Origin of the sequence: Hymenobacter piscis (assembly GCF_018760735.1) — a bacterium.
Classification (GTDB): domain Bacteria; phylum Bacteroidota; class Bacteroidia; order Cytophagales; family Hymenobacteraceae; genus Hymenobacter; species Hymenobacter piscis.
Genome location: NZ_JAHHZN010000012.1, coordinates 1 through 21,227, shown reverse-complemented (window position 1 = coordinate 21,227; position 21,227 = coordinate 1). Strand labels below are relative to the sequence as shown.

The window sequence follows — 21,227 nt, the reverse complement described above, 5'->3', positions numbered from 1 at the left end:
TCTTCCTTATTCCAATCAGCCCCTAACTCCTGTTCCATGAAGCGTTTTTACTGGCTGCTGCTAAGTTCGGGCCTGCTGGCGGTACGGCCGGCCCTGGCCCAGGCGCCCTCCGCCACGCCCGGGCAGCCCCCTGCCGGCGCGCTGCCGGCCGCCGCGCCCACCGGCCCCTGGAGCCTGCCCGCCGCCGTGGAGTATGCCCTGGCCAACAACCTGAATGTGCGCCAGAGCCGCCTGCAAGCCCAGAGCGTGGACGTGGCCCTGCAGCAGAGCCGGGCGGCCCTGCTGCCCTCGGCCAACGTTAACGCCAGCCAGGCCTGGAACTACGGGACCACCATCAACCCGCTGACCAACGTTTTCCAGAGCCAGACCACGCGCAACAACAATTTCTCGGCCGTGTCGCAGGTAACGCTCTTTTCGGGCTTCCAGCTGCGCAATACCATCCGCCGCAACGCCCTCGACTACGAGGCCGCGCTCAGCGACGTGGAGCAGGCCCGCAACGACTTGTCGCTCAACGTGGCTTCGGCCTACCTGCAGATGCTGCTGGCCCAGGAGCTGGTGCGCACCAACCAGACGCGGGAGGCCAGCACCCGCCTGCAGGTCGAGCAGAGCCAGAAGCTGCTCAAGGCCGGCGCAGTGGCCGAAAGCAACGTGCTCGACAGCCAGGCCCAGCTGGCCACCGAGCAGTTCAACGTCATCACGGCCCAGAACCAGCTCGATATTGCCAGGATTCAGCTGGCCCAGCTGCTCAACCTCGACGAAGCGGCCAGCCAAACGCTGACCATTGCCACGCCCGAGTTGGCGGCCCCCGACGAAAACGCGCTGGCCGATGTGGCCCCGGACGAAGTATTCCTGACGGCGCAGACCCGGCAGCCCGAAATCAAGGCCGCCGACCTGCGCGTGCAAAGCAGCCTGCGCGGCGTGGAGCTGGCCCGCGGCGCCTACTACCCGCGCCTCTCGTTCGGGGCCAGCATTTTCACCGGCTACTCCTCCCTCTACACGCTGCCCGTTACCAGCTTCGACTCGGCCCGGGCAGTGCTGCCCGTATTCCCGATTGACCCCGTGACGGGGCAGCCCGGTACGGCGCCCGCGCCGTTTGTCGCCCTGACGCCCTTCCAGCCGGTGGTGCGCCGCACTACCGAAAACGTTTCGTACTTCACGCAACTCGACAATAACTTAGGGAAGTCGTTGCAGTTCAACCTGCAGATTCCGATTCTCAACGGCCTGCAGGCGCGCACCAACGTGCAGCGCGCCAAAATCAACCAGCAGCTGGCCGAGGTGCGCTCCGAGCAGGCCCGCCTGGTGCTGCGCCAGACCATTGAGCAGGCGTACGCCGATGCGCTGGCCGCCCAGCGCCAGTACCTGGCTTCCAGCCGGCAGGTAGAGGCCCTCACGCTGGCCTACCGCAACGCCGAAATCCGCTTCAACAACGGCCTGCTCAACGGCACCGAGTTCAACATCGCCAAAAACAACCTCACGGCCGCCGAGTCGAGCATGATTCAGGCCAAGTACAGCTTTGTGTTCCGCCGCAAGGTGCTCGATTTCTACCAGGGCAAGCCGATTGCCTTGTAGTTGTTGGGGTCCGGGGGACTGAGGGGCTGGGTTGACGTTCAACCGCCAGAATCAGAAGCTCCCAGTCCCCCAGTCCCCCACCAACCCAGACCCCCAGACCCCCAGTCCCCCAGACCCCCAACTATGAAAAACAACCGTACGCTGTACATTCTGCTGGCCCTGTTACTGGTAACGCTGGGCGGCTTTATGGTGGCCAAGAAGCAGGGCTGGATCGGCCAGCCGGCCGGCACCGAGGTGCTGGCGGCCAAGGCCGCGCCGGCCACCATCGTGGAGAAAGTCAGTGCCTCGGGCAAGGTGCAGCCCGAAACGGAAGTGAAAATTTCCCCCGACGTCTCGGGCGAAATCACGGAGCTCTACGTGCAGGAGGGCGATTCGGTGAAGAAGGGCCAGCTGCTGCTGCGCATCCGTCCCGATAACTACCAGGCCATGGTCAGCCAGCAGAGCGCCGTGGTGGGCACCCAGCAGGCCAGCGTGGCCCAGAGCCGGGCCCGCCTCCAGCAGCTCATCGCCAGCGCCCGCCAGACCGAGCTGACCTACCGCCGCAACGCGTCGCTCTACAAGCAGAAGGTGATTTCCCAGGCCGATTACGAGGCCAGCAAGGCCGCCTACGATGCCTCCCAGGAGGAAATCAACTCGGCCCGCCAGAGCATCCGCGGGGCCCAGAGCAGTGTGCGCTCAGCCCAGGCCGGCCTGGAGGAAGCCCGCCGCAACCTCGATAAAACCACCATCTACGCGCCCGTGAGCGGTACCGTGAGCAAGCTCAACGTGAAGCGCGGCGAGCGGGTGGTGGGTACCTCGCAGATGGCCGGCACCGAAATCATGCGCATTGCCAACCTCAACGAGATGGAGGTGCGCGTGAGCGTAAACGAGAACGACATCATCAACGTGAGCCTCGGCGACTCGGCCGACGTGGAAGTGGACAGCTACGCCAGCCAGGACCAGAAATTCCGGGGCACCGTGACGGCCATTGCCAACACGGCCAAGGACGCCCTCACGGCCGAGGCCGTAACCGAGTTTGAGGTGCGCATCCGCCTGCTGCCCGAGTCCTACACCCACCTGATCCGCTCGGTGCAGGGCCGCAGCATTGTGCCCTTCCGCCCGGGCATGACGGCCTCCGTCGACATCATCACCAACCGCAAGAGCAACGTGCTGAGCGTGCCCCTGGCCGCCGTCACCACCCGCTCCGACAGCGCCGCCGCCCCGGCCGCCGGCGCGAAAGGCAGCGCGAGCGTGCGGGTGAGCCGGGGCCCCAAAGCCCCCGCCGAGCCGGCCGCCGCTACCGGCGTGAAGCCCGACGTGCAGGAAGTGGTCTTCCTCATCCGCAACGGCAAGGCCGTGCTGACGCCCGTCAAAACCGGCATCAGCGACTTCCAGAACATGGAAATCCTGAGCGGCATCCAGGCCGGTGATCAGGTGGTGAGCGGGCCGTTCCGGGCCGTGTCCAAAACCCTCAAGGACGGGGCCCTGGTAGTGGTGAAAGATGCCAAATCCCTCGACAAAGCCGCCCTCAAGGAAGATGCCCCCGAAGAGGAGGAGAAGTAGGGTGAATGCGTGACTCGGTGAATGCGTGAACAACGTCATTCCGAGCGAAGCGCAGAATCTCGCGTGCAGTTGCTGAACGGTTATTCGGACAACGACTGCACGCGAGATTCTGCGCTTCGCTCGGAATGACGTTCTTTGTTTGCCTGTTCACCACCGAGTCCCGCATTCACCGAGTCCCTCATTCACCCATTCACCCATTCTCTTGGAAAAAATTGCCATGCTCGGCGGCGGCTCCTGGGCCACCGCGCTGACCAAAATCCTCTCCGAAAACGGCAGCCGCGTCCATTGGTGGATGCGCAGCAAGGACGACGTGCAGCACCTGCTGCGCACCCGCCACAACCCGCGCTACCTCTCCTCCGTGGCCCACGACCTGGAGTGGGTGCTGCCCACTACTGACCTGAGCGAGGCCGTGGCCGCCGCCGACTGGCTGGTGCTGGCCGTGCCCGCCGCCTTCGTGCAAAGCAACCTGGAAAAGCTCGACCGCGACGCGCTCAAGGGCAAGCGGATTATTTCGGCCATCAAGGGCATGATTCCGGGCAAGAACGTGCTGGTGACCGACTACGTGGCCGAGCGCTTCCGCCTGCCCCACACCCGCCTGGGCGTGGTGGCCGGACCCTGCCACGCCGAGGAAGTGGCCCTCGAAAAGCAGAGCTACCTGACCATCGGCTCGCCCGATGCCGACCTGGCCGAAGACTTCAGCCGCCTGCTGCGCAACCGCTACGTGAAGGCCAACCCCGCCACCGACCTCGACGGCATCGAGTACTTTGCCGTGATGAAGAACATCATTGCCCTCACCGGCGGCATTGCCCACGGCCTGGGCTACGGCGACAACTTCCAGGCCGTGCTGGTGAGCAACGCGGTGCAGGAAATGCGCCGCTTCGTGCACGCGCTCAACCCCCAGCCCCGCGACCTGTCGGGCTCGGCCTACCTGGGCGACTTGCTGGTGACGGCCTACTCGCAGTTCTCGCGCAACCGCACCTTCGGCAACATGGTGGGCCGGGGCTACTCCGTGAAATCGGCCCAGATGGAAATGAACATGGTGGCCGAGGGCTACTACGCCGTCAAGAGCATTTACGAGGTCAACCGCAAGCTCCAGGTGTCCATGCCCATCACGTCGGCCGCCTACCACATCCTCTACGAGAAGATTTCCCCGGCCGTGGAAATCGAGCTGCTCAAGGAGAAGTTCAAGTAGGAGGGAGGCACGGCACGGAAGCCGCTCTGCGCCTGCTGCGCACCGTCCGTGGGTTTGCTGGCTCCGGCCCCGGCTTCCACGCTGTTTCGCTACGATTACTGAGCCGGGCCTCGTATATTTCCACCTCACAGTTCATCGTTCACTTTTTCACGCGTCATGGGAGCCTGGGGCTACTACAATTTCGACAACGACCTGGCCGCTGATTTCGCCGAGGACTTCAAGGCCGAACCCTCCGCCGAACTGCTGGCGCAGGCCCTGGCCGCCGTCACGGCCGGCGAGTACCTCGACGGCGACCTGGGCAGCGAAGCCCTGGCCGCGGCCGAAATTGTGGCCGCCATCCTGGGCAAGCCCGCCCGCAACTTCCCCAACGATTTGCTGGGCATCATCCCGCGCCTGACCCTGGCCCACGTGGAGCCCCTGCGCCGCCCGGCTCAGCAGGCCGTGCTGGGCGTGCTGGGCGAGGAATCGGAGCTGCGGGAGCTGTGGGAGGAAAGCGACGAATTCGAGAACTGGGAGGCCCAGCAGCGCCAGCTGCTCAAGCGCCTCGATAAGCCCGCCTAACTTCCCCGCTTCATGCCCTGGCTGCTGCTGGCCCTGCTCACGGCCCTGTGCCTGACGGGCTATAACTTCTTCATCAAACTGGCCGCCGACCATATTTCGGCCGCCGCCGGGGCCGTTATTCTGCAGCTGGTGGCCGCCGCTTTGGGCAGCATCTGGCTGCTGGTGCGCCACCTGCAGGGCTACCCGCTCGACATCAGCCGCAAAGGCGCCGGGCTGGCGCTACTGGCGGGCCTGGGCGTGGGCCTGGCCGAAATCCTGACCTTCGTAGTGTTCAGCCGGGGCCTGCCGTCGTCGGTGGGCACGCCCGTGATTGTGGGCGGCTCCGTGCTGATCACGGCCCTGCTGGGCGTGGTGGTGCTGCGCGAAACCCTCTCGTGGAGCCAGGCGCTGGGGCTGGTGAGCATCGTGGGGGGCATTGCCCTGCTGGCCCGCGGGCACTAACCCGGGCCGCCGAGGGGCGGCTCAGTAGCCCGGAGCAGGCAGAGCCAGCAAGGCCTCCGGGTTGCGCAGCAGCTCCGCCGGCCCCTGGTAAGCAGTGGCAGGGCCCATTTTGAGCAGCAACGCCAGGCCGCTTTCGCGCAGTTGCTCCAGTACGGCGGGGCGCAGGCCGCACCAGTACAGGGTCACCCCGGCGGCGCGGGCCTGGTTATCGGCCCAGAGCCAGACGCGCTGGCCCAGCGGGCTCAGGCTTTCCAGCTGCTGGCAGTCGAGCCAGATTTGGGTGCGGGCCGTGGTCAGCAGCAGGGCCAGGCCCTGTTCCAGGCAGTTGGCATCGGCCGGATCCAGGCAGCTGCCGCGCAGGCTGATGCCGGCCCGGCCCTGGTGATATCCCGTATGAATGGCGAAGGAAGGCATAGGCTGGCAGCGGCAGGAGAAAGGAAGGGGATGACTCACTCGGATAGGATCTGAGCAAAGCTAACTTCGCCGGCCCAGGAATTGACTGGTTGAAGTACGGATTATCACTCCGTATTTACCCGTAAAGTACCATCGGATTAGTCGCCGGAGGGCCCGTTGTCGTTGGGGGCGGGAGGTGCGAGCGGCAGGCGGATGGCAATGGCCGTGCCCTGGCCCGGGGCGGAAGTAATGGTGAGCGTGCCACCAAGCAACTCCACCCGGTTGCGGACGCCCGCCAGCCCGATTCCCCCGGACGGATGGGGTGCCCCGGCCGCGAAGCCCACCCCGTCGTCGGTGACGCGGATGCGTAGCTGTTCCGGCTCCTGCTCTACGCTGATGCGACCCTGATGGGCGTTGGCGTGCCGCATCATGTTGTTGAGCAGCTCCTGCACGATGCGGTAGACGGCAATCTGGATCGGGGAGGCCAGCGGTGCCTCCAGGCCCCCGAGTCGGAGCTCCAGCTGAAGCGGGCTGGCCGGCACCCGGTCGGTGAGTTCCCGCAGGGCTACGGGCAGGCCGAAGTCTTCCAGAATACGGGGCGTCAGCTCAAAGGAAATGCTGCGGGTGGCCCGGATGGCTTCCTTGAGCAACTGCTGGCCGGCGTGGAGGGCGGGGCCGGCGGGCAGCTGACTCAGGTGCAGGCTGGTGGCGTACAGCAGCTGGCCCACGCCGTTGTGCAGGGCCTCGGCAATGCGCCGCCGCTCCTGCTCCTGGGTGGTCAGGATGGCGGAAAGTACCAACTGCTGCTGCCGGAGTTTGAGGCGGGTGGTTTCAGCGCGCAGCTGCTCGCGCTGGGTCACGTCGCGGGCGATGAGCAGGGCGCCGGGGGGCAGGTTGGGCAGGGCCAGCGGGAGCAGATTCATGTCGAGCTGTCCGGCGTAGTAGCGGCCCGTCCAGCTCAGCTCCTGGGCGGCTTCCCCGCGCAGGGCCTGGTGGATGAGCCGCTGAAAGGTGGGGTCGTGGGCCACTTTGGGGATAACCTCGGCGCAGCGGCGGCCCAGGGCCTGCCGGGCCGGAATGCCCGACATAACGGCCGTCTGGGCATTCCAGGCTATAATCCGCAGCTCGCTGTCGAAGGCAATGATGGCGTCGATGCTGTGGTCGAGCAGGCGCTGCGTGAACTGCTGCTGCTGCTCCAGCTCGGCCCGGCGCCGTTCGTGGTCGGTAATATCGATGCCGAACATGATGGCCTCGTTGCGTTCGGCATCAAAAAAACCGTACTGCTGAAAGTGCACCGGCTCATCTGCCACCACGCCGGAACTCACAACGTTGACCTGCTCGCCGGCCAGCAGGCGGTGCGCGGCCGCGGCCAGGGCCGGAAAGACCTCGAAAACGGACTGCCCGGCCAGCTCGTTGTCGGTCAGCTGCAGGCGGCGCAAGCCGGCCCCGATCAGCTCCCGGTACTCGCCCGCGGGGCTCAGGCGGGCCAGCAGCACGGGCAGGTGGGCCAGGATGTGGTCCAGCAGGCGGGTTTTGTAGCTGAGCTCCCGCTGGGTGAGGTAGTGGCCGGTGCGGTCGTGTACCAGGCCCAGCAGGCGGCCGGCCGGGTAGGCGGGCGTGGTTTCCACGTGCCCTGCCAGGGCCACGTAACCTTCCGTGCCATCGGTGCGCCGCACCCGGAACTCCAGCTCCCGCAGGGCCGGCGGGCCGGCCGGGGGGGGGCTGAGCAGGGCCTGAAATCCGGCGAGGTCGGCCGGGTGCAGGCGGGCGCGAACCGGGGCGCCGGGGCCGGGGCCGGCCGGCTCCGGGGCCAGGCCCAGCACGGTCTGGGTCCGGGCGTCGCCGGACCAGACGTCGGTAGCCAGGTCCCAGTCAATAAGGCCCAGCGCGGCCGCCTGCAGGGCCTGCTGCAGCCGCTGCTCGCTTTGCTGCAGCCGCCGGTCGGCCTGCTTCCGGGCCGAAATATCGCGCCAGGTGGCCTGTACCAGCACGCCCTGCCCATCGGCAACAACGGTTTGCATGATGTCTTCCCAGCACTCTTCCTGAGCTGTGTACCGCCAGCACCACTCAAACCGGGAATGGCCCTGGCGGAGCGTGTGGGCCCAGAGCTCGTCGGCGCGGGTGCGCGAGTGGTGGCCGTCGGGCTGGTAGTCCGGCGAGAAGTCGGCCGCGTGCCGGCCCAGCACCTGGGCTTTACTGGCAAGGTTGAGCAGACGCAGGGCGGCCGCGTTGCAGTCCACAAAGTGGTTGTCGCGCAGCAGCAGCATGGCATCCTGATTCTGCTCGAACAAACTGCGGAAGCACTGTGCGTCCCGGAGCCGGGCCTCGTAGTGCCCGATGAGCTCGGCCTGCCGGCGCTGCAGGTCCCGGATCTGCTGCCGGAGCCCGGCCGGCGTGGCGGGGTCGGAAGCGGCGCGGCTATCTTCCGGAAGGGGGAAATCAGTCATGGTCAGCCAACAAAACGGGGCGCCGGGGCCAGGCGTCCGGGCCGGTAAGTTACGCCAAACTCCGGGGGCGGCGCACGTAGCGGGCTGCGTATCTTTGGGGCCGCCGGAGCCGGGCCGCCCCGGCACTTCCCACCGTTACCATTGCCCTCATGTCCGTGTCCGAGTACCCCGCCGTGCTGCTGCGCTTCCTGCTGCGTTTTCTGCGCCACCGTTTCAACCTGCGCGACGATATGGCCACCCCGGCCGACATTGCGGAGGACATTGAGGCCGGCGTCTCGTTCCGGGGCACCAACCTGTGGGTGCTCATCTTCGCCATCCTCATTGCCTCGGTCGGGCTCAACGTCAATTCCACGGCCGTCGTCATCGGGGCCATGCTGATTTCGCCCCTGATGGGGCCGCTCGTGACGCTGGGCTACGGGCTGTCGACCAACAACCCGGGCCTGCTCAAGCGGGCCATCCGCAGCCTGGGGCTGGCCGTGGGCATCAGCCTGCTCACCTCCACGCTCTACTTCTGGCTGACGCCCCTGAGCGGGCCCCAGTCGGAGCTGCTGGCCCGCACCGAGCCCACCATCTGGGACGTGCTCATTGCCCTGTTCGGGGGGCTGGCCGGGGCCGTGGGCCTGACGCGCCGGGAAAAAAGCAACGTGCTGCCGGGCGTGGCCATTGCCACGGCCCTCATGCCGCCCCTGTGCACGGCCGGCTACGGGCTGGCCTCGGGCAACCCGGGCTACGCCCTGGGGGCCTCCTACCTGTTTTCCATCAACTGCGTGTTCATTACCCTGGCCTCGTTTCTGGTCATGCGCTTTCTGCAGCTGCCCGCCTATCAGTTTCAGGATGAGGAGCGGGCCCGGCGGGTGCGCCGCCTGATGCTGCTGGCCGCCGCCGTGGTGGCGGGGCCCAGCGTGTGGCTGGGTGCCCGCATCGTGCAGCGCTCCGTGTACGAGCACGCGGCCGAAACCTTCGTGGCCGAGCAACTTAACTTCCCCGGCAGCTACGTGGTCACGCGCCAGGTCGATTCGCGCGAGCGTACCATCAACGTGCTGCTGGTGGGCCGCCCCGTCGATACGCTGCGCCTGCGCCAGGCCCGCCAGCGCCTGGCCCGCTACGACCTGGCGCCCACCACGCTCACCGTCCGCCAGGGCCTGCAGGCCTACGATTCGCTCGATGCCAACGCCCTGCGCCAGAACCTGCTGGCCGATGTACGCGCCCGCCAGAGTCAGACCCAGAGCCAGTACGCGGCCGAGCTGGCCCGCCTTCAGCAGCTGGTGACGGCCAGTCACACGGACCTGCCCGCCGCCGCCGACCTGCTGGGCGAGGTGCAGGTGGAGCACCCCGCCGTGCGGCGCCTGGCCCTGGGCGAGCTGGTCCGCCCCGCCCGGCCCACCGACTCGCTGCCCCCCGACACGGTGCTGGTGGTGAGTCTGGAGGTGCGGCCGCGGCTGGCGTCGGCCGAGCAGCAGCAGCTCTCCCGCTGGCTGCGCCTGCGCACCAAGCGGCCGCGGCTGGAGCTGCTGGTGGAAGCCGCCCCGGCAGCGGCCGTCCCGACGGCTCCGGCACTGGCCGCCCCGCCGGCCCCGGAGCAACGTTCCCCCGCCCGGAACCGGCCGACAGCCAGGTAAAGCGGTAATTGCATCAGGAGGAGTATAGCGCCTGTGAATGAGTGGGCTACAGAGCGGATAATTCGAAATGGGAAGCCCTTAAAAAGCGCGAGCCCCGGACCTGAGTCCGGGGCTCGCGCTTTTTGGTTGTGGAAAAGGGGGACGGTAGGGACGGGCGACGACCGGCAGGCCGCCGTCCGCCCGAGGGATACGCAAAGATGGCCCCGGCCCGCCCCGGGGCCAAGGTCAGTGCCCCCGCCGTTGTGACATGCCGTACCGCCCGGCTGCCGGGCCTGTAAGCGGCCCGGTAACTGAATTCGGCCCTGGAAACCTGGTTTCAATCCCCTGCCTCGGCCAGCAACCGCGTTTAATTGTGACCCGGTCCCGGCCCCCGGCGGCTACTCCCGGCGGCCTTCGCTCGGGCTGGTTTCAGGGGCCGGGCGAGCCGGCGGGGGGCAGCGGCAGGCGGATGCAGTACTCGGTGCCCTCCTGGCCGGGGAAGCTGCGGGCCGTGAGCGTGCCGCCGTGCCCCCGCGTAATCAGGTCGTGGCTCAAAGCCAGCGAAAGGGCCCCCTCGGCCCCGGCCGGAAACCGTTGAAACAAGGTAGCCAGCGCGTCGGCCGACCGGGCCGGGCCGTTGTCGCGCACCCGGATTTCGAGGTTGGCCGCGGTAGCGCGGGTGCTGAGCTCCACCTGAGGGACGTAGTCTTCTTCCCCGGCCTGCTGGCGTTGCTGCACGGCCAGCAGGGCGGCGCTGAAGACGCCTACCAGGGCCCGGCCCAGGTCCTGGCGCACCACGCTCAGGCGTTCCAGGGTGGGGTCGAGGCGCAGGAGCAGGGCCGCGTTGAAGTAGCGGTTTTTGGCCCGCAGGTCGTGGTAGACCAGGCGCAGGTATTCCTCGGCCAGGCCGTTGAGGTCGGTGAGCTGCCGGGCCCCGCCGCCGCCCTGCGAGTATTCCAGCATGCCCCGTACAATGGACTCGGCGCGCTGGCTGTGAACCAGAATTTTGCGCTGATTCTGCTCCAGGTTGCGCAGCATCTCGTCGGTTACCTCCGGCTCGGTGCCGGGCGCCAAGCCGCCGCGGCCCCATTCCTGGCGCAGCTCCTGGCACAGCTCGGCGCTGACGGCGGCCAGCCGCCGCACGTTGTGCACGGGCTGCTGGATTTCGTGCGACACCCCGGCCATGAGCTCCCCCAGCGAGGCCATGCGCTCCCGGAGCACGAGCTGGCCCTGGGCAATCTTGAGTTCCCTGAGGGTGCGGACCAGGTTGTCGCGCTGCTCCGTGAGTTCCTCGGCCTGGCCCCGGAGCTGGGCGTGCAGGCCCTGCAGGCGCTGGTGGGCGCGCTGCCTGCGGCGGTTGCTGCGCCACAGCAGCAGCGAGGCCAGCAGCAGCCCGGCCACCCCCGCCAGCAGGGCCCCGGTACGCAGGCGGGTCAGCAGCTGCCGGCGCTCGGCTTCCAGCTCCAGCAGGCGGTTCTGCTCGGCAAAGCCGATGGCATCGAGCTGCTTGATGCGGCGCGGATTGTAGAGGCTGTCCTGGGCCATGCGCATGATGTGCAGGTACTGCAGGGCGCTGTCGAGCTGCCGGCGCCGCTCGAAGGCTTCGCTGAGCAGGGCGCTGTTGCGCAGAATGCCCACCACGAAGGGCAGGGGGTAGGCCAGGGCCAGGGCCTGGCGGGCGTAGAAGATGCTGGAATCGGCCTGGCCCTGCTGCTGGTAGAGCTCGGCCAGGTACTGATAGGCCCGGCTGGCGCTGCGCCGGTCGTTTTCGGGCCGGGAAGCCTGGGCGCTGCGCCGGTAAAACGACCGGGCCTCGCGGTAATGGCCCTGACTGGCCTGGAGCAGGCCCAGCTCGCGCAGCAGGTAGGGGGCCGGGTTGCCCCAGCAGCTCCAGCCCCCGGGCCGGGCCCGGGTAGTCAGCTGCCAGGCCCGGTTGAGGAAGAAGGCCGCCGAATCGAGCTGGTGCAGGCCCTCGTAGCTGGCGCCCAGGTTGGCAATGACGCTGATGAGCTGGGACGTATCGGTGGTGCCGGCCCGGCGGTACAGGGCCAGGGACCGGGAGTAGTAGCGCAGCGAGGGCCGGTAGTCATCGAGGGCGAAGTAGAGCAGCCCCGTCTGGTTGAGGGTGCGGGCCGTGCCTTCGGCGTCGTGGCTGGCCTCGTTCAGGGCCAGGGCCCGCAGGTTCACGCGCAGGGCCTGGGGCAGGTTGCCCCGCTCGCCGAGCAGAATGCCCAGGCGGGACAGGCAGCGCCCTTCGCCCTTGGCGTAGCCGATGCGCCGGGCCAGCTGCAGGCCCCGCCGGGCGTAGTACTGCACCGAATCGAAGCGGGAGTAGCGGTAGGTAGCGGCCAGATCGGCCAGCAGCAGCACCCGCGTGGTATCGGCCCGGGTCTGGGCCAGGGCCCGCTGCAGGGGGCGGGTCTGGGGGCTTTGGGCGGCGGCCACCAGGGGCAGGAGCAGCAGCCCGCCACTCAGGAGCAGGGCCGGCAGAAAGCGGTAGAACATGAGGGAATGTAAGCCGCCGCGCCTGATTCTCCTAACGCGCCCCGCCGGCCTCCAACCCGTAGCCGTACCTAAGCCATTGCGTAGCATCGCCAAAAAAATGTTGCCGGTATTATTTCGTCGCCTGGCTGTTTTTCCGCGCAGGCCGGTATCTTTAACCGGAACAGGCAGCCCGGCTGCATTTTACCCCACCCTTTTCCCGCCGGGTTACGCTGCGGCCAGGCCGCCGGGAAGACTTAAAATACACGTGGGCGGCTTGCCTGCCTGACTACGCTTACTGATTTCCCACCTTCCATTTTCCCACATTTTTTCCCATTACCTATGTCCATTTTTACCCGTTTACTTGCCACGGCCTTCTTGGCCGCGGCGGCTCCGCTGGCCAGTGCGTCGGCCCAGGTGCTGTACGACAACTTCGAGGACGTGCGGCTGCTTAACTACGTCCGCACCGATGGCACTTTCACCCAGAACGCCCCCAATCCTGGCACGAATGCCGTGAATAGCAGCGCTACCTGCGGCAAGTACGTGCGCAATGCCGGCGTAGAGTTTGACGTGATTCAGATCCGGCCGGGCGTGATTTCGAATAAGCTGGCCGATGTGGCCGCCTACGCCGACGGGACCAAGAAACTGACCCTAAAGTTTTACAGCCCCGCCGTGGGGGTGCCGGTGCAGTTGGTACTCCAGAACGCGGGTAAAGTCACAACGTATCCTAATGGCAACTTCGGCGGGACTTTCAACGCCACTACCACCAAGGCCAACGAGTGGGAACTGCTTACCTTCACTTACGCGGCCGGCACGTCGGACCCTACGGTGACATCGACGGACACGGACCAGATTGTCATGCTCATCAAGCCCGGCTCGTTTACCGGCGACACGTATCACTTCGACGACCTGATGGGGCCGGAGTTCGTGGCCAGCACCACGCCCGTGGTTACCGACCAGCTTTACGACAACTACGAGGGGACCCGGGCCATTGGCTACAGCTACGCCAAAACGTCGGGCAGCATCAAGCTTGATACGCTGAACCCGGCCGTGGGCACCGATAACCCCAGCGCCCAGGTAATGCGCTACACCCGCTCCATCCAGCAGTACGACGCCCTGGTGGTGCGCCCCACCGGCGCCCCCCTGGCCGATGTAGCGCCCTTCCTGACTTCGGACAAGAAGATGACTCTGAAGGTCTACAGCCCGGCGCCGGGCATTGTGTTCCAGATCACACTCCAGGATTCCACCGTGGCCGACCCCTTTAACTACCCCGCCGGCCGCCACTCCGAGTACCTGGCTACCACTACTGCCACCAACGCCTGGGAAACGCTGACCTTCAACTTCGCCAACCGCCCCAGCGCGGCCGTAACCAATACCAGCATCAACGAAATCGTGCTGCTCGTGGCGCCGAACACCACCAGCCGGCTCCGCGTGTACCTCGACGACTGGACCGGCCCGCGTAAAACCAACTTCGTGCCTACCGGCGTCCGCGCCGTGCAGTCGGCCGCCGCGCTGCTTGAGCCCGTGTACCCGAACCCCGCCACCGGCCGCGCCCTGCTGCCCGTGCAGCTGCGCACGGCCGCCACGGTGGGCCTGAGCGTGCACGACGCCCTGGGCCGCCTGGTAGCCACGCCGCTGCCGACGCGCCTGCGGCCGGCCGGAGCCTTCGAGGCGGAGGTATCCACCGCGGGCCTGGCCCCGGGCCTCTACCTGCTGCGCTTCGCCGTGGATGGGGTGGTCATGACCCAGCGCCTGAGCGTGCAGTAAGTCTGCGCCCGCCGTTGCGCGGTCGGCGCGCCGGTGAAGCCCCCGGTTTTCGGTTGCCCTCCCCCGGGGGTGCCGGGAGCCGGGGGCTTTTTGGTGGCCCGCCGCGCCAGGCGCCCACTCATTGGCGGGCGCGGCCTATCTTTGGGCCATGCTCTTCTCTCTGCCGGCCGCCCTGCGGCCCGGGAAGCCCCTGCTGCTGCTGAGTGCCGCGCTGGTTGCCGCTTCCTGCTCCACCACCCACGACCCCGCACCGGTCGTGCCCGTTGTTCCGCCCGCCGCCCCGCTGCCCGAGCACCTTACGCTGGGCAACCCCAGCGGGGCCACCGCCGACACCACGGCCTATACCAACTTTCTGCTGCTCAAGCCCGAGTACGCGCTCAGCTACCACCGTGCCCAGGGCAAGCCCAACTGGGTAAGCTGGCACCTGACCCAGGCCGACCGGGGCAGCGCCGACCGGCAGGACGATTTCCGGGCCGATGCCGCCCTGCCCGCCGGCTGGTACCGGGTGCAGGCCACCAGCTACGTGGGCTCGGGCTTCGACCGGGGCCACAACTGCCCCTCGGCCGACCGCACCAGCTCGGTGGCGGCCAACTCGGCCACCTTCCTGATGACCAACATGATTCCGCAGGCCCCGCGCAACAACCAGCAGACCTGGGCCAACCTGGAGAATTTCAGTCGGGCCCAGCTCAGCGGCGGCACCTACGAGCTTTACATCCTGATGGGCAGCTACGGCCGGGGTGGCACCGGTTCCAAAGGGTTTCTGAACACCCTCGACAACGGCCGCGTGACGGTGCCGGCCCGCATCTGGAAGGTGGTCGTGCTACTGCCCGCGGGCGAAAACGACGCCGCCCGCGTTACGGCCGACACCCGCGTTATCGCCATCGACACGCCCAACGACAACACCCTCAGCACCGACTGGAGCCAGTTCCGCACCAGCGTGGACGCCATCGAAGCCGCCACCGGCCTCGACCTGCTCTCCGCCGTCGCGCCCGCCGTGCAGCAGGTTATAGAAGCCCGCACCGATAACGGCCCGCTGTAGGGTGAGAAGGAGAAGTGAGAAGTGAGAGGTGAGAAGTGAGAGGTGAGAGGTGAGAGGTGAGAAGTGAGAGGTGAGAGGTGAGAAGTGAGAAGTGAGAAGTGAGAAAGGGAACGTCATCCTGAGCGGAGCGAAGGATCCTGTGACCGTAGAACGATAATCGTTTTGACGGCTCGTTATTACGTGACAGGATCCTTCGCTTCGCTCAGGATGACGTTCCTTTTCTCACTTCTCACTTCTCACTTCTCACCTCTCACCTCTCACCTCTCACCCCTAATCCCCCGCCAGCTTTTCCAGGGCGGCGCGGAAGGCGGGGGTGTTGTAGTCGGCCATGCCTTCGTAGCGGGCGGCTACCTGGCCATCGGGGGCCAGGATAATGGTGGTGGGGATGGACTCGGTGGCGAAAACGGCCGGCAGGGCTCGGGTGGGCACGTATACCGGGAAACGGAAGCCTTGGCGGCGGATGAAGTCCCGGGCTTTGGCGGGCTTTTCGTCGAGGGAAATCATCAGGAAGGCCACTTTACTGGTGTCAACCCGCTCGTAGAGGGCTTCAATACCGGGCATTTCGGCGCGGCAGGGTGGGCACCAGGTGGCCCAGAGGTTCACAAATACCGCTTTACCCCGCAGCCGGCGCGCCTCCAGGGGCCGGCCTTCGAGGGTTGCCAGCCCCAGCTCGGCCGGCTGCCAGGCGGCCGCTACGGCCGGCGTGGTTGGCGCGGCCGCGGCGGGAGCCGGCGGGGCTTTGGCACCCCAGAGGCCCGTGGCCAGCAACGCCCGTTGGGCGGCCCCCAGCACGATGGGGCGCAGACCGGTGAAGAAAATCAGGCCGAACACCGCGTAGGGCAGTAAGTTGAACAGCGTTTTGCGGGTCATGGCGAGGGGAAGTAGCGCGAAGCCTTTACTTCGCGGTTCGTGGCGGACGATTGCCCGATGTCGTGCGCGGCCGCCGAGTTAGACCGGGCCGGGCCGTTGCGCGATGTGCGCCGCGCCTAACCGGCCCCGGCCCGGCCGAACCGTGCGCACAGAGCCTGGGTGGGGCGCCCGGCTGCCCAAAGATAGGGCCGGGCGCCCCGGCAACCGCCGACCTGGCCCGCTGCCGGCCTAACCGGCACCCGTAGGCGCTAAGCGGATGACGTGTAATTTTAACTCTCTCCGCGGAGAGTAATCACCTGCCACCTCACCCGAACGACCTCTTGAGCTCCTTCCCCAATGCCGCTTCCCGACGCCGTGTTGCCCGTTTCCTTTAGCCCGGCGCTGGTGGCGGCCGTGCGCGCGGGCCGCAAAACCGTGACCCGCCGCCGCTTTCCGGGGCTGCCGGGCCTGCTGGAGGCGCCGGACCGCTACCGGCTACTGGAGTTGGATGCGGCAGGGGCTCATTTCGAGGACGTGGCCACGGGCTGCCGCCTGCCGGGGCAGGCCTGCCCGCTGGGCCCGCCCGGGCAGCGGCTGCACCTTAGCCAAGCGCCGGAGCTGGAGCTGGTTGTGACGGCCGTGGGCGTGGAGCGGGTGCGGGCCATTACGGCGGCCGGGGCCCGGGCCGAGGGCATTAGGGAGCGGCCGCCGGCCCGGCACGAGCCCGGCGGGGCCCGCTGGGGCGGAGTGGCGCCCGATCCGGCCGGCGGCTTCCACTGGCACCCCGACCCGGTCACGGCCTTCGCCCACCTGCTCGGCGGCTTCTACCCCGGAGCCTGGGAGCGCAACGCCTGGGTCTGGGTGGTGGGGTTCCGGGTGCTGGCCCCCTAAACCTGCCCCGGCCCGGGCCGCTCCGACGATTCGCGGGGCAGCAGCCGGGGCGCCAGCACCACCCGGCGGGGCTGGAAGGCGGCCGTGCCCACTGCCAGGATTTCGAGGAAGAGCCGCACCGTTTCCTGGCCCATCTGCTCGCAGCGCTGGTCCACGGAAGTCAGGCGGGGCTCGGTGAAGGAAGTGAAAATTTCGTTGCTGAAGCCGGCCAGCAGCATATCGGCGGGCACGCGCAGACCCCGGGCCTTCAGGGTTTGCAGGGCCCCGACCAGGGCAAAGTCGCTGGCCGAAAACAGGCCGTCGGGGCGCTGGGCGGGGGACAGGGCCAGCAGCTGCTCCATGCCGGCGCTGCCGTCGGGCAGCTTCATGTCGGAGCCGATGAGCAGGGTCGGGTCCTCGGGCAGGCCGTAGGTGCGCAAGGCGGCCTGGTAGCCCAGCAAACGGTTGCGGTAGATGTTCAGGTGCTGGGGCCCGGCGAAGTGGGCAATGCGCCGGCAGCCCTGCTCGATGAGGTGGGTGGTGACCTGGTAGGCGCCCTGGTAATCGTCGAGCACCACCGCATTCACGTCGGGCGCTTCCAGCAGGCGGTCGAAAAAAACCAGCGGAATACCCCGCTGGCGCACTTTCTCGAAGTGGCGGGTGTCGTGGGTGGTGCGCGAGAGGGAGACCAGAATGCCCTCCACCTGGGCGTTGATGAGCGTGTCGATGTTGCTTTTCTCCTGGGCCACGTCCTCGTTCGACTGGCAGATCATCACCCGGAAACCGGCCTGGGAGGCCACCGTTTCGATGCCGTGGACCACGGAGGCGAAGAACGTGCCCTCGATGTGGGGCACGAGCACCCCCAGCAGCTTGCTGCGTCCGGTGCGCAGGCTGGCGGCCAGGTGGTTGGGGTGGTAATTGAGCTCCCGGGCCAGCTGCTGCACCCGCTGCCGGGTGGCCTCGCTGATGGTGGTGTGGTTATTCAGGGCCCGCGAAACGGTGGAGGTGGACAGTTGCAGCGCCTTGGCCAGGTCGGCAATGGAAGCGCGGTTATGTTGCACGGCAGGCGGGGGTAGAAGGGGAATTAAAAATTAAAAATGAAGAATTAAAACCAAACCGGCCGGCCGGGCCCGTAGCGCCCAGCGGTTACACGGGGCGGTCGGGACGCGTATTTGCGTGTGTTGCCTGAACATAGCCGTGCGCACGGCACCGCCCACGATGCGCAGGGGCAATCCATCTGACGCAATTCCGCCACCCAGCCGGAAAACCCCGGCGCGGGTGGCGGAACTACTGCCGAAAACCCGGCGGCGCGGTTACCAGAACTTCACGTACAGTGCCGAAATCAGCAGCAGAATTACGGTGATGAGGGCCAGCTGCCGGGGCGCCACCCGGAACATGGCCCGGTCCAAATGCAGGGCCCGGGGGTTGAAGGCCGGGCCGGCCAGGCTGATGAGGCCCATGAGCAGCACCGTCAGGAAAAACGACCAGCCCATGCTCACCAGAAACGGCACCTCGTACACCCCGCCGGCGTTGCGGTACGCGGTGTAGAAGATGGTTTCGGGGCCCAGCAGGCGCGGGGCCAGGTCGTTGAAAAACAGCGAGAAGCCGAAGCCCGCCAGCATGCCCGCCACGGCGGCCGGGGCGGTGGTGCGCGGCCAGAACATGCCCAGCAGGAACACGGCCACGATGCCGGGCGAGATGTAGCCGGTGTACTTCTGCACGAACGTGAAGCCGCCGTTGCCGCCTACGCCCAGCAAATCGTCCCAGGTAAAGCCGATGGCCAGCACCATGGCCCCCAGCACCGTCAGGCGGCCCACCCACACCAGTCGGGCCTCAGAGGCCTGGGGGTTGAGGTAACGGCGGTAGATATCGAGGGTGAAGATGGTGGAAATGGAGTTGGCCTTGCCGGCCAGCGAGGCCACGATGGCGGCCGTGAGGGCGGCCAGGCTCAGGCCCTTGAGGCCGTTGGGCAGGAAGGTGAGAATGGCCGAGTAGGCGTTGTCGGGGTTCACGCCGGCCCCGCCGGCGCTCATTTCGGCCTGGAGGCTGCCGTGCTGGTGCAGCACGTAGGCCGCAATGCCGGGCAGCACCACCACCAGGGGCATAATCAGCTTGAGCAGGGCCGCGAACAGGATGCCGGTGCGGGCCGTGGGCAGGTTGGCGCCCAGGGCGCGCTGGGTGATGTACTGGTTGCAGCCCCAGTAGTTGAGGTTGGCCACCCACTGGCCGCCGGCGTACATCACCAGCCCCGGCAGGGCCAGGTACTTGCTCACGTATTCCTGGGAGGAATTGGGCGTGGGCTTGGCGAAAATCAGGTGGAAGTGGTCGTCGGCGGCGTGCAGCAGGGTCCGGAAGCCGGCCACGGCGCTGTGGCCCAGCCCGAACTTCTCGCTCACCAGCGTCAGGGCCAGGTAGCTGGTGGCCAGCCCCCCGAGCAGCAGCACGGCCACCTGAATGACATCGGTGTAGCCTACCACCTTCATGCCGCCGAGCGTGATGAAGAGCGCAAATACGGCCAGCCCCACCAGAATCAGGTGGAAGCTGCCGCCGCCGGGGCTGCCCACCAGGTTGTTGATGGCCAGCGCGCCCAGGTACAGAATCACGGTCAGGTTGACGGCCACGTACAGGAACAGCCAGAAAATGCTCATTATCAGGCTCAGCGTGGCGTTGTAGCGCTGCTCCAGAAACTGGGGCATGGTGTAAATCTTCTGGCGCAGGTAAATCGGCATGAAAAACACGGCCACGAAAATGAGCACGATGGCCGCCACCCACTCGTAGGCCGCCACGGCCAGCCCCTGCGTGAAGCCCGCCCCCGAGGTGCCGATGAACTGCTCGGCCGAGATGTTGGAGGCAATCATGCTGGCCCCGATGGCCCACCAGGTCAGCGAGCCTTCGGCCAGGAAATAGTCCTGGGAGTTGAGCTGGGCGCTCTGCTTGCGCCGGTAGATGTAGTACCCGTAGCCCGATACCCCGATCAGGTAGCACAGGAATACCAGCAAATCAAAAGTAGTCAGGCCGTTACGCATCGAAGAAAAAGGCGGGGAAGAAAAAAAGGAAGAGGATTCAAAAGGACAAGCCGCTCCCGCCCGACCCGCCAGGCGGGCCGGTAAGCACGGGGCAGCTGATGGGGAATCAGGTTATGGCGCCAGGGCTAACAGCACATCAGCCCGTGGCCAGCGCGGCTTTGTAATGTACTTCGGACTGCGCCCGCAGCTGCCCGGCGGCCCATTCGGGCGTGATGTCGCGCTGGGCGTTGGCCAGCAGCTCGTAGCCCACCATGAACTTGCGCACGGTGGCCGAGCGCAGCAGGGGCGGGAAGAAGTGCAGGTGCAGGTGCCACTCGGGGTAGGCGGGGCCGTCGGTGGGGCGCTGGTGCAGGCCGGCCGAGTAGGGGAAGGAGGTCTGAAACAGGTTGTCGTAGCGGATGGTGAGGCGGCGCAGGGCGTCGGCCAGCCCGTTCTTTTCGGCCTCGGTGAGCTGGGTGAGGTCCGGCACGGCCCGGCGCGGGAGCACCAGCGTCTCGAAGGGCCAGCTCGCCCAGAAGGGCACCAGCACCACCCAGTGCGCGTTTTCGAGCACCACCCGGGTCTGCTCGCGCAGCTCAATCTCCAGGTAATCGGTGAGCAACGTGCGGCCGTGCTCCGCGTAGTGGGCCAGCTGCTGGCGGCCCTCCTTGGCCGGCTCGCCGGGCACGGTGCGCTGGGCCCAGATCTGGCCGTGGGGGTGGGGGTTCGAGCAGCCCATGACGGCGCCCTTGTTCTCAAAAATCTGCACGTAGCCGATGTCGGGCCGGGCCGCCAGCTCCTGGAACTGCGCCGTCCACACGTCCACCACGGCCCGGATGGCGGCGGCACTCATTTCGGGCAGGGTCAGGTCGTGGCGGGGCGAAAAGCAGATGACCCGGCCCAGGCCGGTTTCCGCCTCGGCCCGCAGCAGCCCGCCCTGGTTCAGGTGGCCGGCCGGGGTATCGTCGCGCAAAGCGGCGAAGTCGTTGTCGAACACGAAGGGGCCGGCGTAGTCGGGGTTTTGCTCGCCGTTCACGCGCCCGTTGCCGGGGCAGAGGTAGCAGGTGGGGTCGTGGGCGGGGCGGGCGGCCGTGTCGGGCGCTTCCTGCTGGCCCTGCCAGGGCCGCCGCGCCCGGTGCGGCGAAACGAGCAGCCACTCCCCATTGAGCGGGTTGTAGCGGCGGTGAGGATGCTGGGCCAGGTCGAAAGACATTTTTTTGGTAGTGAGTAGTGAGAACTTAGAATCTAGTAGGACTTACGCAAACCGGAGTGTGGGCTGAGCCAGCTCGCGGCGCAGGTAGTCGTCGAGCAGTCCTTGCTTGAGTTGGTAGACGGTGGTGTTGGCTTGGTAGGCCAGGTGCTTGAGGCGGGCCCAGGTGCGCAGGGCCAGGGCGATGTGGTTGCGCTGGCTGCGCGCCAGCCGGCACTGGCACGCCTGCAAGCCGGTGAGTTGCTTGGCCTCGCGGTGAACCT

Annotated in this window: 16 protein-coding genes and 1 pseudogene; 9 read left to right on the top strand and 8 right to left on the bottom strand. The window is 67.2% G+C overall.

Translation table 11 applies throughout. The features are described from left to right. Positions 1 to 36: 36 nt before the first annotated feature. From KLP40_RS13395 to KLP40_RS13375, 5 genes are all read left to right on the top strand, one after another. Positions 37 to 1,569: a TolC family protein gene (locus KLP40_RS13395; RefSeq protein WP_215594307.1), complete on the top strand. Its 1,533-nt coding sequence runs from the start codon at positions 37 to 39 to the stop codon at positions 1,567 to 1,569. Between the two features lie 123 nt (positions 1,570 to 1,692). Continuing rightward, on the top strand, positions 1,693 to 3,111 hold the full coding sequence (locus KLP40_RS13390) for an efflux RND transporter periplasmic adaptor subunit (protein WP_215594305.1): 1,419 nt from the start codon (positions 1,693 to 1,695) through the stop codon (positions 3,109 to 3,111). A 202-nt stretch (positions 3,112 to 3,313) separates the two neighbouring features. After that, on the top strand, positions 3,314 to 4,303 hold the full coding sequence (locus tag KLP40_RS13385) for an NAD(P)H-dependent glycerol-3-phosphate dehydrogenase (RefSeq protein WP_246558836.1): 990 nt from the start codon (positions 3,314 to 3,316) through the stop codon (positions 4,301 to 4,303). A gap of 156 nt (positions 4,304 to 4,459) precedes the next feature. Next, on the top strand, positions 4,460 to 4,864 hold the full coding sequence (locus tag KLP40_RS13380) for a DUF4259 domain-containing protein (RefSeq protein ID WP_215594304.1): 405 nt from the start codon (positions 4,460 to 4,462) through the stop codon (positions 4,862 to 4,864). Between the two features lie 12 nt (positions 4,865 to 4,876). Then, positions 4,877 to 5,305 carry an EamA family transporter gene (locus tag KLP40_RS13375; RefSeq protein ID WP_215594303.1) on the top strand — a complete coding sequence of 143 codons (429 nt, stop codon included), beginning with the start codon at positions 4,877 to 4,879 and terminating at the stop codon, positions 5,303 to 5,305. Positions 5,306 to 5,326: 21 nt separating this feature from the next. Here KLP40_RS13375 and KLP40_RS13370 read toward each other — a convergent pair whose 3' ends face one another. Further along, positions 5,327 to 5,719 carry an STAS domain-containing protein gene (locus tag KLP40_RS13370; RefSeq protein WP_215594302.1) on the bottom strand — a complete coding sequence of 131 codons (393 nt, stop codon included), beginning with the start codon at positions 5,717 to 5,719 and terminating at the stop codon, positions 5,327 to 5,329. Positions 5,720 to 5,856: 137 nt separating this feature from the next. Continuing rightward, positions 5,857 to 8,145, bottom strand: a complete 2,289-nt coding sequence (locus KLP40_RS13365) for a sensor histidine kinase (RefSeq protein WP_215594301.1) — start codon at positions 8,143 to 8,145, stop codon at positions 5,857 to 5,859. A 149-nt stretch (positions 8,146 to 8,294) separates the two neighbouring features. Here KLP40_RS13365 and KLP40_RS13360 point away from each other — a divergent pair, with 149 nt between their 5' ends. Then, positions 8,295 to 9,764, top strand: a complete 1,470-nt coding sequence (locus tag KLP40_RS13360) for a DUF389 domain-containing protein (RefSeq protein WP_215594299.1) — start codon at positions 8,295 to 8,297, stop codon at positions 9,762 to 9,764. 408 nt (positions 9,765 to 10,172) lie between these two features. Here KLP40_RS13360 and KLP40_RS13355 read toward each other — a convergent pair whose 3' ends face one another. Beyond that, positions 10,173 to 12,248 carry a tetratricopeptide repeat-containing sensor histidine kinase gene (locus KLP40_RS13355; protein ID WP_215594298.1) on the bottom strand — a complete coding sequence of 692 codons (2,076 nt, stop codon included), beginning with the start codon at positions 12,246 to 12,248 and terminating at the stop codon, positions 10,173 to 10,175. A 318-nt stretch (positions 12,249 to 12,566) separates the two neighbouring features. Between KLP40_RS13355 and KLP40_RS13350 the strand changes: the two genes are divergently transcribed. Further along, positions 12,567 to 13,991 carry a T9SS type A sorting domain-containing protein gene (locus tag KLP40_RS13350; protein WP_215594296.1) on the top strand — a complete coding sequence of 475 codons (1,425 nt, stop codon included), beginning with the start codon at positions 12,567 to 12,569 and terminating at the stop codon, positions 13,989 to 13,991. 148 nt (positions 13,992 to 14,139) lie between these two features. Further along, positions 14,140 to 15,030 carry a DNA/RNA non-specific endonuclease gene (locus tag KLP40_RS13345; protein WP_215594294.1) on the top strand — a complete coding sequence of 297 codons (891 nt, stop codon included), beginning with the start codon at positions 14,140 to 14,142 and terminating at the stop codon, positions 15,028 to 15,030. 270 nt (positions 15,031 to 15,300) lie between these two features. Here KLP40_RS13345 and KLP40_RS13340 read toward each other — a convergent pair whose 3' ends face one another. Further along, positions 15,301 to 15,900: a TlpA family protein disulfide reductase gene (locus KLP40_RS13340; RefSeq protein WP_215594292.1), complete on the bottom strand. Its 600-nt coding sequence runs from the start codon at positions 15,898 to 15,900 to the stop codon at positions 15,301 to 15,303. A gap of 336 nt (positions 15,901 to 16,236) precedes the next feature. Here KLP40_RS13340 and KLP40_RS13335 point away from each other — a divergent pair, with 336 nt between their 5' ends. Further along, positions 16,237 to 16,770: a hypothetical protein gene (locus KLP40_RS13335; protein ID WP_215594290.1), complete on the top strand. Its 534-nt coding sequence runs from the start codon at positions 16,237 to 16,239 to the stop codon at positions 16,768 to 16,770. Here the strand turns inward: KLP40_RS13335 and KLP40_RS13330 are convergent. The 4 genes and pseudogenes from KLP40_RS13330 to KLP40_RS13315 all read right to left on the bottom strand — a co-directional run. Continuing rightward, the gene (locus KLP40_RS13330; RefSeq protein WP_215594288.1) at positions 16,767 to 17,810 is read right to left on the bottom strand and encodes a LacI family DNA-binding transcriptional regulator; all 1,044 of its coding nucleotides are present in this window, start codon (positions 17,808 to 17,810) and stop codon (positions 16,767 to 16,769) included. The genes KLP40_RS13335 and KLP40_RS13330 overlap by 4 nt on opposite strands. A 252-nt stretch (positions 17,811 to 18,062) precedes the next feature. Beyond that, the gene (locus KLP40_RS13325) at positions 18,063 to 19,775 is read right to left on the bottom strand and encodes a sodium:solute symporter family transporter (protein ID WP_215594287.1); all 1,713 of its coding nucleotides are present in this window, start codon (positions 19,773 to 19,775) and stop codon (positions 18,063 to 18,065) included. A gap of 136 nt (positions 19,776 to 19,911) precedes the next feature. Then, the gene (locus KLP40_RS13320; protein WP_215594286.1) at positions 19,912 to 20,967 is read right to left on the bottom strand and encodes a UDP-glucose--hexose-1-phosphate uridylyltransferase; all 1,056 of its coding nucleotides are present in this window, start codon (positions 20,965 to 20,967) and stop codon (positions 19,912 to 19,914) included. Positions 20,968 to 21,009: 42 nt separating this feature from the next. Further along, positions 21,010 to 21,227: pseudogene (locus KLP40_RS13315) on the bottom strand (IS701 family transposase); the annotation flags it as partial.